We start from the raw sequence: 13,848 nt of genomic DNA, 5'->3' as shown, positions 1-13,848 counted from the left end.
GCAGATCGGTTATGGTGCGCGCAGCCTCGGGGCTGTCGCGTCAGGTGCGTGGCCCGTGCCGGAAAGGTCCTGACGTGAGCGCGCCTGTTTCCTTACTGACGGCGGACGACATTCCGCCGGTCACTGTGATAAATCCCGAAGGGCGTTCCGCGTTCCTTATCGTCTCGGATCACGCGGGAAACAGGCTGCCCCGCTCGGTCGGAACGCTGGGCCTCCCGGCGGTGGACCGCGAGCGCCATATCGCGTGGGACATCGGCATTGCCGGCGTTTGCCACGCGCTTTCAGAATTACTCGATGCCACGCTCATTCAACAGAATTATTCTCGCCTGCTGATCGACTGCAACCGGCCACTGGGCGCCGCGCAGTCCATCCCGGCGGAGAGTGATGCGTCGCCCGTTCCCGGCAATCAGGGGATCGGCGCGGCGGAGCGCCGAGCACGCGAGGCCGGGATCTTCCTGCCGTATCACGCGCGCATCGCGACCGAACTCGACCGGCGGCAGGCCGCAGGCGCACCGGCCATCCTCCTCGCCATGCACAGTTTCACGCCGGTTTTCGCCGGCTTCGTGCGGCCGTGGCACGCCGGCCTGCTCTATCATCGCGACAGCCGCTTCGCGCGGGCGCTCCTCCCCCTGCTGCGCGCCGATGCCGCGCTCACGGTGGGAGACAACGAGCCGTATGCGGTGAGCGAGGCGACGGACTGGACTATCCCGGAGCACGGCGAGCGGCGCGGCATTCCCCATGTGGGCATCGAGATCCGGCAGGATCTCGTCGGCCGGCCGGAAGGCCAGCGGCAATGGGCCGAGCGGCTCGCACCGTTGTTCGTCGCCGCTGCCGCGCGGCTCGAGGAGACGGGAGAATTGGGCGCGGACCGCACGGCGCTGCTTCAGGATTAGCCTCCAGCTCCCCTCCGGCGGCGCGATCCTTGCTTGCCAATGGGGTCTGACTTTCGAGATCGAGGCTGACTTCCTCCGCTCGGCACTTCAGATGGCCGTCGCTGTCCTGCGCAGGCCATAGGCGCGAACGGGAAGTGTGAACATGGCCACGGTGCGGCAGCGCAGCGTCTGCGAATGGGACGATCTCGCGCCCGAAGACATCGCCATCGGCGTAATGCTCGCCGGCGATGGCGATCACCTGCTGCCGCCCTTTCATCTTCTGTCCACGCCCGGCGTGAGCGCGAAGCAGCAGCGGGCGTGTTCGGAATTGTGGACCCGTGCGCGCCGGACGGCGGCCAGGACGGCAGATTCCGGGCTGCGCTATGCCTTCGATGACGGGCGCGGCCGGAAAATGCGCCTCGGTTATCTCTCCAACGATTTTCAGGAACACGCCACCGCCCACCTTCTGATCGAGGTGCTGGAGGCCCATGCCGGTGCGGATTTCGAGGTGCTTGCCTATTCTTTCGGCGCGGATGACGGCCAATCCATGCGCCGCCGGACCATGGCCGCCTGCGACCATTTCATCGACATCTCGGACATGGACGACCAGGCTGCGGCGACGCGCATCCATGCCGACGGCGTGGACATTCTCATTGATCTGAAGGGGTTCACGTCAGGGGCGCGCAGCGGCATCGTCCTCCTGCGGCCGGCGCCGATCATCGTGAATTATCTCGGCTATCCCGGCACCATGGGCGCGGGGATGTGCGACTACCTCATCACCGACCGCTTTCTCACGCCCGCCGCCAGCGCCCCGGATTATGCCGAGGCACTGGCCTACATGCCGCACACCTATCACCCCCACGGCCGGCGGACGCCTCCCGGCAGCAGGCCGGGGCGGCGGGAGGTCGGGTTGCCGGAGGAGGGCTTCGTCTTCTGCTGCTTCAACCAGCCCTACAAGATCTCCCCCGACATCTTCGCAATCTGGTGCCGGCTGCTCGCCCTGGTGCCCGACAGCGTGTTGTGGCTGCTCGACCATCCCCATGCCGCCGGCAACCTCCGTTCGGAGGCAATCCGCCATGGCGTGGATGCGCGGCGGCTGGTTTTTGGCGCAAACCTGCCACAGGCGGCCCATCTCGCCCGGCTCCAGCTCGCCGACCTGATGCTCGATACTGCGCCATTCAATGCGCACACCACGGCGAGCGACGCGCTCTGGGCCGGCGTGCCGATCGTGACTTGTCCGGGGGAAACCTTTCCGTCGCGGGTGGCGGGCTCCATCCTGCACGCGGTCGGTCTCGGCGAGCTGGTCGCCGAGGACCATGCCGGCTATTTCGAGTTAGCCTACGGCATCGCCACGGAGCCCGGCCGCCTCGCGACCCTCAAGGCACGGCTGGACGCCAACCGGCTGGCGACGCCTCTGTTCGACGTGTCGGCCTACACCCTCGCCCTCGAAGGCCTCTACCGGGCGATGATCGTCCGCCACCGCGATCGGCTGCAACCCGCAACAATCGGTGCGTCCGCGCCCTGACCGCGGCGAACTCCATGCGCTTGCCGCGTTCGGACGCGCCCGGCGGGGCGGGATGCCGGCGTCAGCTTCCCAGATACGCCGCCCGCACGTGCGGGTCGTCGATCAGATCCGCGCCCTTGCCGGACATGACGATACGTCCGGCCTCCAGCAGATAGGCGTAGTCGCACAGTTCCAGCGCGGCGAAGGCGTTCTGCTCCACCAGGAGCACGGTGGTGCCGGCGTCGCGGATGGAACCGATGATGGCGAACATCTGCTCCACGATGTTCGGCGCCAGCCCGAGCGACGGCTCGTCGAACAGGACGAGGCGGGGCCTCGACATGAGCGCGCGGCCGATGGCCAGCATCTGCTGCTCGCCGCCGGAAAGGGTGCCGGCCATCTGGTGGCGGCGCTCGGCGAGACGGGGAAAGCTCGTATAGATGCGCTCGTAATCCGCCTTCAGCCCGGCATCGCTGGCGCGCAGATAGGCGCCCATGGCGAGGTTTTCCGAAACGCTCATGTGCGGGAACACCCGCCGGCCTTCCGGGCAGTGGGCGACGCCGAGCTTCAGCATCTTCTGCGGCCCGGCGCGGGTCACGTCGTCGCCCTGAAGGCGGATGGAGCCGGCGCGCGCCGGCACGAGGCCGGAGATGGTGCGCAGTGTCGTGGATTTTCCCGCGCCGTTGGCGCCCACCAGCGCCACCAATTGCCCTTCGCCGACGCTGAGCGAGATGCCCCGGAGCGCCGCCACTTGGCCGTAGCCGCAGACGAGATCGGAAATCTCAAGCATGGGCCACCTCCCGCTGCTCCAGCTTCGCGGCGCTCTTGCCGAGATAGGCCTCGATGACTTTGGGATCGGTGCGGATGGCCTCGGGCGGCCCTTCCGCGATCAGCCGGCCGTAGTTGAGGCAGACGATGCGGTCGGAGACCTCCATCACCATGGGCATGTCGTGCTCCACGAGGAGGATGGTGACGCCCTCGTCCCGCACCTTGCGGATGAGGCGCACGAAGCCCTGCGTCTCCGAGGCATTCATGCCGGAGACCGGCTCGTCCAGCAGCAGCATTTTCGGCTCCACGGCCAGCGCCAGCGCGAAGCCCACGAGCCGCTGCTCGCCATAGGAGAGGGACCCCGCCTTGTCGCCGGCGCGGGCGGTGAGGCCCACCATGTCGATGATGGCGTCCGCCCGCTCGCGCACCGCATTCTCCGCCCGTCGTGCCGCGGGGGTGGGGAACAGGCGGTCGAGGAGGGCCGCCGCGCGCGTGTCGTCGCCGTGGCGGTGCAGGCCGATGAGCACGTTGTCGCGCACCGTATCGTCGGCGAACACGCTGGTGCGCTGGAAGGTGCGGGCAAGGCCCAGGCGGGCGATCTCGTTGGGCCGCGTCTGCGAGAGGTCGCGGCCCCGAAACAGCACCCGGCCCTGCGTGGGCTTGAGGAAGCCGGTCATGATGTTGAAGGCGGTGGTCTTGCCAGCGCCGTTGGGGCCGATGAGGCTGAGGATCTCGCCCTCTTGCACGTCGAAATGCAGGTCGGCGATGGCCGTGAGGCCGCCGAACTTCATGCCCACATGCTCCACGTTCAGGATGGCGTTGCCACGCGTCGTGCTCATGGGTTCGCTCCCATCTTGGCAGGCATCACGTCCGTCGGCTTGTCGCCGGCCTTGCGGCGGGCGGCGATGCGTTCGCCGAGGCCTTCCAATGCCGGCACGATGCCGCGCGGCATGAGGAACAGGATGGCGATGAGGATGGCGCCGTAGACGATCCACTGGGCTTCCGGAGCCATCACCGGGCGCAGCGCCACGGGCAGCAGGCCGAACAGGATGCCGCCCACCAGCGGCCCCGCCAGCGTGCCCTTTCCGCCGGACACCACCATGATGACCATGGTGACGGTGTAGGAGAACAGGAACACGTCCGGATCGATGATGCGGATGTAGTGGGCATAAAGGCTGCCCGCCGCACCCGCCATGGCGGCGGAAATGGTGGCCGCGACGGTGAGCGTGCGCGTCGCGTTGATGCCGAGGGACAAAGCGAGGGATTCGTTCTCCTTCAGCCCCCGCATGGCCCGGCCGAAGCGCGAGGCGACGAGCCGCGCGATGAGGAGATAGCTCGCCACCGCCACCGCCAGCACCAGATAATAGTTCTGCATCTTGGAGCGCAGCGCCATGTCGCCGAGGCCCGGCACCGGCAGCACCATGTTGGGAATGGCGGTGAGGGCGAGGGGGCCCTGCGTCAGCTCCACCCAGTTCAGCGCGACGAGCCGCACCACCTCGGCGAACGAGATGGTGACGATGACGAAATAGGCGCCGCGCACCCGGAACGACAGCCGGCCGATGAGGTAGCCGGCGAGCCCCGTGATCAGGATGGCGAGCAGGAAGCCGAGGAGCGGCGCGCCGCCCTCGTGGGTCACGCGCAGGCCGAAGGGCAGGCTCACGTCGAAGCCCAGCGCGGTGAGCGCGCTCACATAGGCGCCGATGCCGAAGAAGGCCACGTGCCCGAGGCTGAGCTGCCCGGTGAAGCCGAGCAGTAGGTTGAGGCTCATGGCGCAGATGGTGAGGATGCCCGTGATGATGAGGGCATTCAGCAGATAGGGGTCGGTCAGGCCGAGCGGCAGCAGGGCGAAGACGACGAGGAAGAGGGGGGCGATGAAGCGCGTCATCCGATCCGCTCCGCACGCGCGAACAGGCCGGTGGGCTTCACCAGCAGAACCGCGATGATGATGAGGAAGCCCATGGCGTCGCGATATCCCGAGGAGATGTAGCCGGCGCCCAGCTCCTCGGCGAAGGCGAGGATGAAGCCGCCGATGGTGGCGCCCGAGATGGAGCCGAGGCCGCCGAGAATGACGATGGCGAAGGCCTTCACCGCGGCGAGGTCGCCCATCTGCGGCGTCACCACATAGACCGGCCCGAGCAGCGCGCCCGCCGCCGATGCCAGCGCCGAGCCGATGGCGAAGGTGGCGGTGTAGATGAGGGAAACGTTGACGCCCATGAGAGACGCCGTGTCGTGGTCCTGGAAGGTGGCGCGCATGGCGCGGCCGAGCTTGGTGCCGTTGATGGTGAAATAGGTGATGGCGATGAGCGCCACCGCCGCGCACAGCACGAACAGGTTCACGTAGGAGAGCGACACCGGCCCGAAGGTGAGCGGCTGCGCCGGGAAGGGCGTCGGCACGGCCTTGGCGACGCCGCCGAAGATCCAGAGCGTGCCCGACTGCATGATGATGCCGGCACCGATCATCACCAGCATGGTGGTGTCGATGTCTGAGCGCCGCAGCGGCCGCAGCAAAGTGAATTCGATGAACGCGCCGACCAGGAGGCCCGCCACGAGGGCCACCGGCAGCGCGACGAAGAAGTTCAGCCCCAGCGCCACGGCCGCCAGATACATGGCGTAGCCGCCGAAGGTGTAGAGGGCACCATGGGTGAAGTTCACCACGTTCATGATGCCGAAGATCAAGGTGAGGCCGATGCCCAGCAGCGCATAGGTGCCGCCGAGCACCAGCGCGTTGAAGATGTGTTGCAGCAATTGGTCCATCTGGCCTGTCCGGTCTGGCGTTCGGGGCTGAAGCATGTCCGCTCGGCGAGAGCGGGGTGAGGGCGGGCGGCGTGGCCGGGCAGTCGGCCCCGCGCGCCCGCCTTCACCCCGACACCCCCGCCGGAAGGCGGGGGAATGCGCGAGGCGCCAGATCAGCCGCCGAGCTGAACCTGGTTCACCTTTCCGCCGGAAATCTCGATGATGTAGACGTTGGGCTTGGACTGGCCGCTCTCCTTGCCGGCGGGGCCGCTCTTGTTGAACTTGATGGGGCCGTTGAGGCCCTTGAAGTCCACCTTCCAGAAGCCCTTCTGGATGGAGGCGGGATCGGTGCCGCCGCCCGCCGCGATGGCGGCCGCGACCGTGCGGATGCCGTCATAGCCACGGAAGCTCTCGGTGGCGCCGGCGAAGTCGAAGCCGCGCTTCTTCCACTCGCTGAGGAAGTAGGCGGTGGCTTCGGGGTTCGGGGTCTTCTCCGGCCACCAGGGCAGGAAGGTGGTGAGGTGCATGGTGCCGTCCGCCGCAGCGCCGGCCTGGGCGATGATCTGGTCCGGGTTCTGCGAGCCGCCGGTGGTGATGATGCGCTTCTTGAGGCCAAGGGCCGCCATCTGCTTGAACAGGAGGGTGAGCTGATCCACGGCGCTCGTCACCATGATGGTGTCGGCGTCGGAGGCCTTCAGCTTGGCGAGCTGGGCGCTCATGTCCTGGGCCGACTGGTCCATGGTCTCCACGAGGCCGACCTCGACGCCGTTGGCCTTCAGCATCTTGGAGAAGTCGGCGGCGGCGCCGCGGCCCCAGTCGTTGTTGATGACGAGGAAGTCCACCTTCTTCAGGCCGAGCTTCTTGACGCTGGGCTCGAACGCCTCGGCCTCCACGGAGGAGGGCGGCGAGATGCGGAAGATGAAGGGGTTGCCGGAGGTGGTGATCTTGCCGGAGGAGGAGGTCTCCACCAGCATGGGCACGGAGTATTCCTCCAGCTTCGGCATGGTGGCCAGCGTCAGCGAGGAGCCCCAGGCGCCCATCAGCACCGGCACCTTGTCGGAGGTGATGAGCTTTTCCGCCACCGAGGCGGCCTCGGTCGGGTTGCTCTTGTTGTCCTCAATGACCAGCTCGACCTTCTTGCCGAGAATGCCGCCCTTGGCGTTGATCTCGTCGGCGGCGATCTTGGCGCCGTTCACCACATAGGTGCCGGAGGCCGCAAAGGCGCCGGTGAGGGGCTCGTTGACGCCGATCTTGATGGTGTCGGCGGCGAAGGCCGTGCCGGCAAGGAGGCTGAAGGCGAGAGCGGCGAGTGTCGTCCGGCGTGACATCAACATGGTTGGTCTCCAGTCTCGAGAAGGGCAGTCAGGGTCAAGAAGTGGGACCGCCACGGCGCCACAGGCGGCCGATGCGATCGGAAACGAGCGAGATGAGAAGCTTGAGCGGGTCGAGTCCGCGCGCCTGCGTTGGCGAGGGCTGCGTGCCGCCGAGGCGGGCCTCGAGGTTGGCTGCAAACTCGGCGATGAGACGGCCCGCCACCTCGCGCACGAGGCCGGGGCGGCCGAACTGGGCGAGCGGCCCCTTCAGCGTGTAACCCACGTCGAGCACCACGCGGGCGGTGCCGGGTGTTGCGCCGTCCGTCACGCGATAGCGGATGAGGCCTTCCGTGCGCGAGCGCCCGTCGGCCCCCGCGCCATGGATGGTGCCGCTCTTCGTCGCGTCGTCGCGGCCGATGCGGGCGCTGCCACGAAAGGTGGTGGCGATGGGGCCGAGCTTCACCCGCATCCCGCCCTGCACGTTTTCCGGCGAGGGCATGGCGTCGATGACCGCGCCGGGCAGGCAGGCGGCGACCTCCTCGATGCGGCCGAAAAAGGCGAACACCTCGGCGGGCGGGAAGGGCACCTGGAAGCTCTGCTCGAAGCTGTGGGCGGGGGTAAAATCCTCGGCGAGAGCGGTGGTGGTTGCCGAGGGCGCCGCTGCGGTCGCGACGGTGGTCGGCAAAGCGGCGGAAACCGCGCCGCCAGCCCGCGCGCCCACCGGGCCGAGAGGCCGCTCGGCGGTCAGCGGGCCGATGCCCTGCGCCCGACGCGCTGATATGACGGAGGCCACCGCCTTCACGATGCCCGCATAGCCGGTGCAGCGGCAGAGATTGCCGGCGAGGCCGAGGCGGATGCGCGTCTCGTCCGCTTCCGGAAGGCGCAGCACCAGGTCGCGGGCCGAGACGAGCATCCCCGGCGTGCAGAAGCCGCACTGGAGCGCGTGCTCGCGATTGAAGGCGGCGCGCAGCTCGGCGGTGACGGGATCGTCGTCCAGCCCCTCGATGGTGACGACATCCGCCCCCTGGCAGGCGCCGGCGAAGGAGAGGCACGCACGCGCCGGCTCACCGTCCACGAGGATGGTGCAGGCGCCGCACACGCCATGCTCGCAGCCGAGATGGGTGCCGGTGAGGTTCAGCGTGTCGCGCACGAAATCGGCGAGGTTGGTGCGCCCCTCCGCCTCGGCCGTCACGGGGCGGCCGTTGAGGGTCAGCGAAATCATGCGGGACGCGCCCATGGCGATTGTCTCGGGCCTTGGCGAAGCGGTCATGCGGCGCTCCGCGTGTCGGTGAAGAGGCTGGCGGCCTGCGTGGCGGCGCGGCGCAGCACCTCCACATGCACATGGCGGTCCACCGCGTCCGTCAGGCCGGCGGCGACGATCGCGGCATTGGCGGCGGATGCGTCGAAGCGGGCGGCGAAGCCGGCATCGATCCGGCCGCCGAAGAGCGGCGCGGCATCGGCGAAGACGAGGGGCGGCGCGTCGATGGCGCCCATCAGCGCGCGGCCGGTGCCGGTGGCGGGATCGATCAGCACGGCGCCGATGGCGTGGGCGAACTCACCCACCTTGCGGCAGTGCTTCACATAGCCGAAGCGCGCGGTGGCAGGCACCTTCGGCACCCGCGCGGCGACGAGGATTTCGCCCGGCTCCAGCGCCGTCGCGAGCGCCCCGGCGAGGAAGGCGCCCATGGGAAGCCGGCGCGCGCCGGCCGGGCCCGCGATCTCAACTTCGGCACCGAGCACGGACAGGGCGTTCACCCAGTCTGCGGCCGGATCGGCATGGGAAAGGCTGCCGCCCATGGTGCCGCGGTTGCGCACAGCGCGGTAGGCGATGCCGCCGGCCACGCGCCGCAGGATGTTCGCGCCCACGTCGGGCGCGCGACCGTCCTCCACGTCCGCGTGGGTGACGAGGGCGCCATAGATGATGTGCCCGGCCTCTTCGCGCACGGTGCGCAGATCGTCGATGCCGGAGAGATCGACGATGAGGTCGGGCGTCGCGAGGCGCAGATTGAGCATGGGGCCGAGGGACTGGCCCCCGGCCATGACCTTCGCGCCGTCTCCGCCCGAGGCGAGGAGCGCGACAGCGTCGGCGATGGTGCGTGGGCGCTCGATGCGGAAGGGTTCGGGCTTCATGCCGCGCTCCTTTCGCCGGCGCGCACCGCCAGCACGTGTTCCACGATGCGCCGGGGCGTCACGGGTGCGCGCAGCATCTCGGCGCCCAGCGGGCGCAGCGCGTCGTTGATGGCGTTGGCGATGGCGGCAGGCGGCGCGATGGCCCCGCCCTCGCCGATGCCCTTCACGCCGAACTTGGTATAGGGCGAAGGCGTTTCCATATGGCCGATGAAGGGCATGGGCACTTCCGGCGCGCCGGGCAGCAGATAGTCCGCCAATGTCGAGGCCAGCGGCTGGCCGGAGGCATCGAACGCCATCTCCTCATAGAGCGCGGTGCCGATGCCCTGGGCGAGGCCGCCGATGATCTGGCCATCCACCACCATGGGGTTCACCAGCGTGCCGCCGTCTTCCACGATGGCGTAATCGAGGATTTCCACCTCGCCGAGGTCCGGGTCCACCGCGACGACCACCGCATGGGCGGCGTAGCTGAAGGTGCCGCTGTCGCGCACCGGCTTGTAGCCGGCGGTGACTTCAAGGCCGTGCGGGTCCACGTCCGCCGGCAGGTCCTGCGGGCGGCGATACCAAGTGTGCGCCACCTGCTGGATGGTCACGTCCCCCGACGGGCCGATGACGCGACCGGCTTCGAGCCGCACGTCCTCGGGCCGCGCCTGAAGCATGTGCGCGCCGATGCGGCGGATGCGCTCGGCGAGTTCGGTGCAGGCCGTCGCCACGGCGCCGCCGGCCATCACCATCACCCGCGAGCCCCAGCTGCCGGTGGAATAGGGCGTCATGGCCGTATCGCCATGCACGAGGCGGGTGCGGGCGACGGGCATTCCAAGGATTTCGTGCGCCACCTGCGCCAGCGTCGTCTCCAGCCCCTGGCCGTGGGAATGAGCGCCGATGCGCAGTTCCAGCCCGCCATCGGGCGTGAGGCGTGCGCCGGCCTGCTCATGGCCCGGCACCATGGGGATGCCCCAGCCGGAATAGACCGAAGTGCCGTGGGCCGCCTGCTCGCAATAGATGGAGAGGCCAAGGCCGATGCGGCGGCCGTCCGGCTCCCCCGCGAGCTGGCGCTTGCGAACCGCATCGGCCTTGATGGCATCCAGCGCCTGCCGCAGCGCCTCCGGATAGTTGCCGCTGTCGAAATGCTTGTTGGTGATGTTGTCGAACGGCATCTGCTCCGGCCGCACGAGGTTCTTCAGCCGCACCACTTCCGGGGCGAGGCCCAACTCAGCGGCGAGCGCATCCAGCGCCACTTCCAGCGCGAAGCACACGCCGGTGCGCGCCACGCCGCGATAGGGCAGGATCGGGCACTTGTTGGTGGCGACCGACCAGGTGCGGCAGCGATAGGACGGGAAATCGTAGGGGCCGGGCAGGATGCTCGCCACCTGCGCGGCTTCGAGGCACGCGGAGAAGGGGTAGGCGGAATAGGCGCCGCTATCCACGCTCGCCTCGCAATCGATGCCGCGCAGCGTGCCGTCGCGCTCGGCATAGAGCGTGATCTCGTAATGATGCTCGCGGCAGTTCGCACTGGCGGTCAGGTGCTCGCGGCGGTCCTCCAGCCAGCGCACCGGCCGGCCGATCTTCCGCGTGAGCCAGCCGAGGCAGACGTCCTCGCTGAGCAGGATGGCTTTGTAGCCGAAGCCGCCGCCCACATCCGGGGAAATGATGCGGATCTGCCCCTCTTCCAGCCCGAGGCATTCGGAGAGGCCCGAGCGGACGATGTGCGGCATCTGGCTGGCGGTGTGCACCACCAGCTGGTCGGTGCGGTGATCGAAATGCACCACCGTGCCGCGCCCCTCGATGGGCGCCATGCACTGGCGGGCTGTGGAGATGGTGCGCGACACCTTCACCGGCGCGTGGAAGGCGGCCTCGATGTTGATGTTCACGAGGCTTTCGAGAAAGACGTTGTCGCCCCAGTGCTCATGCACCAGCGTCGCGCCGGGCTTGCGGGCGTCCAGCATGTCGTGGAGCGCGGGCAGCTCTTCCAGGTCGAGTTCCACGCGGGCGGCCATGTCCTCGGCCTCGGCGCGGGTGTCGGCGACGCACATGGCGATCAGCTCGCCCACCTGCCGCACCTTGCCGGTGGCAAGCACGGGCTGTTCCGAGACCTTGAAGCCGGGCAGGCCGGAGACGGCGCGGATGGGTTTCACCCCGTCGAGGTCGGCGGCGGTGAAGACGCGGCCCTTCAGATCCTCCGGCACATGGATGGCGCGGATGCGCGCATGGGCGAGCGGGCTGCGCACGAAGGCCACGTCCTGCATCCCCGCCATGCGGATGTCGGCGATGAACTGGCCGCGCCCGCGCATCAGCCGATCGTCTTCCTTGCGGGGAAGACGGGCGCCGACGCCTTCCTGAGACCGGGGTTCGCTCATGCGTGGGCTCCCGGCATCAGGTCGAGCGCCGCGCGCACCAGAAGGCCGTCGGGGCGGCGCAGTTCGTCGAGGATGGAGAAGTGGTTGGCGCCCAGGATGGGCAGCAACGCGCCGGGCGCATGGGCGGCCACGCGCTTTGCCGCCAGCGCGCGGGAATCGTGCACCAGCGCCGGCACTTCCCCCGTGCCGTAGGCGATGGCCAGCGGCTTCGGCGACGGCGCATGGCGCAGCGGCGAGCAGGCGGCGATTTCCGCGTCCGTCAGTTCCAGCGCGGCGTTGAGGAAAGTGTCGCGCAGCGGCGCCAGCTCATAGACGCCGGAGATGGCGAGGCCGGCGGCAACGGCGGGATGGTCCAGCTGCATCACTGCGAGCTGCGCGCCCGCCGACCAGCCGGAGACCACCACCGGGCCGGTGACGCCATAAAGGGCGCCGTCCTTTGCGATGAGATCGAGCGCCGCGCCGATCTCGTCAACGATCGCGCCGAGGCGCGCCTGCGGCGCCAGCGTGTAGCTGGGCATCGCCACGGACCAGCCGTGGGCGAGGAGGCCTTCCGCGTAGTGGGCGAAGGCCTCGCGCGTGTTGCGCTGCCAGTAGCCGCCATGGATGAAGACGAGGCAGGGCGCGCCCGGCGTGCCGGGGTAGATGTCCAGCTTCTGCCGGGCGCCGGAGCCGTAGGGAATGTCCAGATGGGCGGGCGTCGCGGCACGGAAGAGCGGGGCCGCCTTGTCGCGCGCCTCGACCCATGCCGCGCTGTCCTTCACCGCGGCATTGTTGTTGTAGGCCGCATCCCGCTCGGCCTGGGACAGGGTGTCCCAGACCTCCTGCGGAGCCGGCCGAACGGGTGCGGATGCCGGGCTCACGCCGCCACCGCCCGGGGCAGGATGACGGCATCGGCATCGAACTTCTTGCCGGCGCGCAGGCAGAAGGCGGGGGTGAGCAGGCGCTCGGCCACCACCTTCGTGTCCTCGTTGTCGCGCAGCAGGAAGCGGCCGCGATTGTCGTCCAGCACCGAGATGTCGGCCGCATAGCCCACGGTGAGCGAGCCGACGCGGTCGGTCAGGCCGATCATCTTCGCGGGATTGATCGTGACCATGGGCACCACCTGTTCCAGCGAGAGGCCCAGCGCCATCATGGAGCTCATGGCCTGGGTCAGGCTGAAGCGGGCCTGGCCCTTGAAGGGGTGGTTCTCGTCGTCATAATGCTCCTCCGGCGTGCCGGCGGGGGCGGGGACATGGGTGTTGTAGCCGTGCATGTCGGCACCCAGCGTGTGGGGCACGACGCCGGCGGCGATGGCCTTCTTCGCGAGGCGGTAGGAGAAGTGGCTGCCGTGGCCCACGTCCACCTTCAGCCCGCGGTCGAGCGCCGCCTGGATGACGTGATGGACCTCGCCCTGCTGGTTCACGAAGCCGCCGGGATGGCGGGTGAAGGGATGGGCCAGTACGTCGCCCTCCTTCAGAAGCGGGATGACCCGCTCAAGGATCGTGTCGGCATCCTCGCCGTTGGCGCCGTTCTCCGGCAAGCCCCAGAGCGTTCCGAAATGGACATAGAGCGGGATTTCGGCGCGGCGGGCGATCTCCGCCGCCATTTCCATCACCTTGATACCCCAGCGGGCGAAGCCGCCGATCTCGGCGTGGCCCTTGATGCCGCGCACGAGGTCGCGGTTGGCGATGGCCGAGCGCACGGTGGCGTCGATGTCCACGCAATCCGGGCTGTAGAGGTTGGGGTAGTAATGGCCCTCAAGGCCACCCACGAGATAGGCGGAGAGGAAGGCGTAGATGCGGGTGTCGGAAGGCTCCACGATGAACTTGCGGAAGCCCGGCAGCGTCATGCAGGAGGGGCCGCCCTGGTCGATCACCGTGGTGACGCCGGAATGCACGCCCACCATGTCCGGGTTCAGGCCGAAGCGGCCGGTCACGTACTGGTAGATATGGCCGTGGGTATCGATCATGCCCGGCAGCACCAGCTTGCCGGACACGTCGATGGTCTCGGTGGCGCTCGACGGGAGGATCGTCTCCTCCACTGCGGCGATACGCCCGTCGCGGACGGCCACGTCGCGGATGCCGTTGATGCCGGTGGCGGGGCAGATGACATGTCCGCCCTTGAGGAGGATATCGTAGCCGGCGGGTTCAGCCATCAGGGGTCTCCGTCCATGCATGTGCGGTCTCGGGACCGCCTTG

12 protein-coding genes are annotated in these 13,848 nt (G+C 68.9%); 2 read left to right on the top strand and 10 right to left on the bottom strand.

Features of this window, described 5'->3' with window-relative positions; genetic code table 11:
* Positions 1 to 11 precede the first annotated feature (11 nt).
* Positions 12 to 893, top strand: coding sequence for an N-formylglutamate amidohydrolase (locus ACE3QW_RS20415; protein WP_374253622.1), 882 nt, complete (start codon positions 12 to 14; stop codon positions 891 to 893).
* A gap of 142 nt (positions 894 to 1,035) precedes the next feature.
* Positions 1,036 to 2,397 carry a UDP-N-acetylglucosamine-peptide N-acetylglucosaminyltransferase gene (locus tag ACE3QW_RS20410; RefSeq protein WP_374253620.1) on the top strand — a complete coding sequence of 454 codons (1,362 nt, stop codon included), beginning with the start codon at positions 1,036 to 1,038 and terminating at the stop codon, positions 2,395 to 2,397.
* 61 nt (positions 2,398 to 2,458) lie between these two features.
* Here ACE3QW_RS20410 and ACE3QW_RS20405 read toward each other — a convergent pair whose 3' ends face one another.
* The 10 genes from ACE3QW_RS20405 to ACE3QW_RS20360 form a co-directional block, all read right to left on the bottom strand.
* The gene (locus ACE3QW_RS20405; RefSeq protein ID WP_024278127.1) at positions 2,459 to 3,163 is read right to left on the bottom strand and encodes an ABC transporter ATP-binding protein; all 705 of its coding nucleotides are present in this window, start codon (positions 3,161 to 3,163) and stop codon (positions 2,459 to 2,461) included.
* Positions 3,156 to 3,980: an ABC transporter ATP-binding protein gene (locus ACE3QW_RS20400; protein WP_029554949.1), complete on the bottom strand. Its 825-nt coding sequence runs from the start codon at positions 3,978 to 3,980 to the stop codon at positions 3,156 to 3,158. Before ACE3QW_RS20400 ends, ACE3QW_RS20405 begins: the two co-directional genes overlap by 8 nt.
* Positions 3,977 to 5,026 carry a branched-chain amino acid ABC transporter permease gene (locus ACE3QW_RS20395; RefSeq protein ID WP_374253618.1) on the bottom strand — a complete coding sequence of 350 codons (1,050 nt, stop codon included), beginning with the start codon at positions 5,024 to 5,026 and terminating at the stop codon, positions 3,977 to 3,979. Before ACE3QW_RS20395 ends, ACE3QW_RS20400 begins: the two co-directional genes overlap by 4 nt.
* Positions 5,023 to 5,895, bottom strand: coding sequence for a branched-chain amino acid ABC transporter permease (locus ACE3QW_RS20390; RefSeq protein ID WP_024278130.1), 873 nt, complete (start codon positions 5,893 to 5,895; stop codon positions 5,023 to 5,025). Before ACE3QW_RS20390 ends, ACE3QW_RS20395 begins: the two co-directional genes overlap by 4 nt.
* A 152-nt stretch (positions 5,896 to 6,047) precedes the next feature.
* A complete protein-coding gene (locus ACE3QW_RS20385; protein ID WP_029554947.1) occupies positions 6,048 to 7,202 on the bottom strand; it encodes an ABC transporter substrate-binding protein in 1,155 nt (384 codons plus the stop codon).
* Between the two features lie 40 nt (positions 7,203 to 7,242).
* Complete coding sequence (locus ACE3QW_RS20380; RefSeq protein WP_374253616.1) at positions 7,243 to 8,457, bottom strand: 2Fe-2S iron-sulfur cluster-binding protein; 1,215 nt, start codon at positions 8,455 to 8,457, stop codon at positions 7,243 to 7,245.
* Positions 8,454 to 9,317, bottom strand: coding sequence for a xanthine dehydrogenase family protein subunit M (locus ACE3QW_RS20375; protein WP_374253614.1), 864 nt, complete (start codon positions 9,315 to 9,317; stop codon positions 8,454 to 8,456). Before ACE3QW_RS20375 ends, ACE3QW_RS20380 begins: the two co-directional genes overlap by 4 nt.
* Positions 9,314 to 11,671, bottom strand: a complete 2,358-nt coding sequence (locus ACE3QW_RS20370; protein WP_374253612.1) for a xanthine dehydrogenase family protein molybdopterin-binding subunit — start codon at positions 11,669 to 11,671, stop codon at positions 9,314 to 9,316. Before ACE3QW_RS20370 ends, ACE3QW_RS20375 begins: the two co-directional genes overlap by 4 nt.
* Entirely contained in the window at positions 11,668 to 12,531 is an 864-nt protein-coding gene (locus ACE3QW_RS20365) for an alpha/beta hydrolase (protein ID WP_374253611.1), read from the bottom strand. Before ACE3QW_RS20365 ends, ACE3QW_RS20370 begins: the two co-directional genes overlap by 4 nt.
* Positions 12,528 to 13,805 carry an amidohydrolase/deacetylase family metallohydrolase gene (locus ACE3QW_RS20360; protein ID WP_374253609.1) on the bottom strand — a complete coding sequence of 426 codons (1,278 nt, stop codon included), beginning with the start codon at positions 13,803 to 13,805 and terminating at the stop codon, positions 12,528 to 12,530. The genes ACE3QW_RS20365 and ACE3QW_RS20360 overlap by 4 nt, the downstream gene beginning before the upstream one ends.
* Positions 13,806 to 13,848: the final 43 nt, after the last annotated feature.

The sequence above is a fragment of the Xanthobacter sp. genome (genome assembly GCF_041911315.1).
GTDB classification, from domain to species: Bacteria; Pseudomonadota; Alphaproteobacteria; order Rhizobiales; family Xanthobacteraceae; genus Xanthobacter; species Xanthobacter aminoxidans.
This window is presented reverse-complemented; position numbering and strand designations above follow the sequence as displayed.

Excerpts from the sequence above, each read along its gene's own strand:
- ACE3QW_RS20415 (WP_374253622.1), top strand. The coding sequence starts at position 12 with ATGGTGCGCGCAGCCTCGGGGCTGTCGCGTCAGGTGCGTGGCCCGTGC.
- ACE3QW_RS20410 (WP_374253620.1), top strand. The coding sequence starts at position 1,036 with ATGGCCACGGTGCGGCAGCGCAGCGTCTGCGAATGGGACGATCTCGCG.
- ACE3QW_RS20405 (WP_024278127.1), bottom strand. The coding sequence starts at position 3,163 with ATGCTTGAGATTTCCGATCTCGTCTGCGGCTACGGCCAAGTGGCGGCG.
- ACE3QW_RS20400 (WP_029554949.1), bottom strand. The coding sequence starts at position 3,980 with ATGAGCACGACGCGTGGCAACGCCATCCTGAACGTGGAGCATGTGGGC.
- ACE3QW_RS20395 (WP_374253618.1), bottom strand. The coding sequence starts at position 5,026 with ATGACGCGCTTCATCGCCCCCCTCTTCCTCGTCGTCTTCGCCCTGCTG.
- ACE3QW_RS20390 (WP_024278130.1), bottom strand. The coding sequence starts at position 5,895 with ATGGACCAATTGCTGCAACACATCTTCAACGCGCTGGTGCTCGGCGGC.
- ACE3QW_RS20385 (WP_029554947.1), bottom strand. The coding sequence starts at position 7,202 with ATGTCACGCCGGACGACACTCGCCGCTCTCGCCTTCAGCCTCCTTGCC.
- ACE3QW_RS20380 (WP_374253616.1), bottom strand. The coding sequence starts at position 8,457 with ATGACCGCTTCGCCAAGGCCCGAGACAATCGCCATGGGCGCGTCCCGC.
- ACE3QW_RS20375 (WP_374253614.1), bottom strand. The coding sequence starts at position 9,317 with ATGAAGCCCGAACCCTTCCGCATCGAGCGCCCACGCACCATCGCCGAC.
- ACE3QW_RS20370 (WP_374253612.1), bottom strand. The coding sequence starts at position 11,671 with ATGAGCGAACCCCGGTCTCAGGAAGGCGTCGGCGCCCGTCTTCCCCGC.
- ACE3QW_RS20360 (WP_374253609.1), bottom strand. The coding sequence starts at position 13,805 with ATGGCTGAACCCGCCGGCTACGATATCCTCCTCAAGGGCGGACATGTC.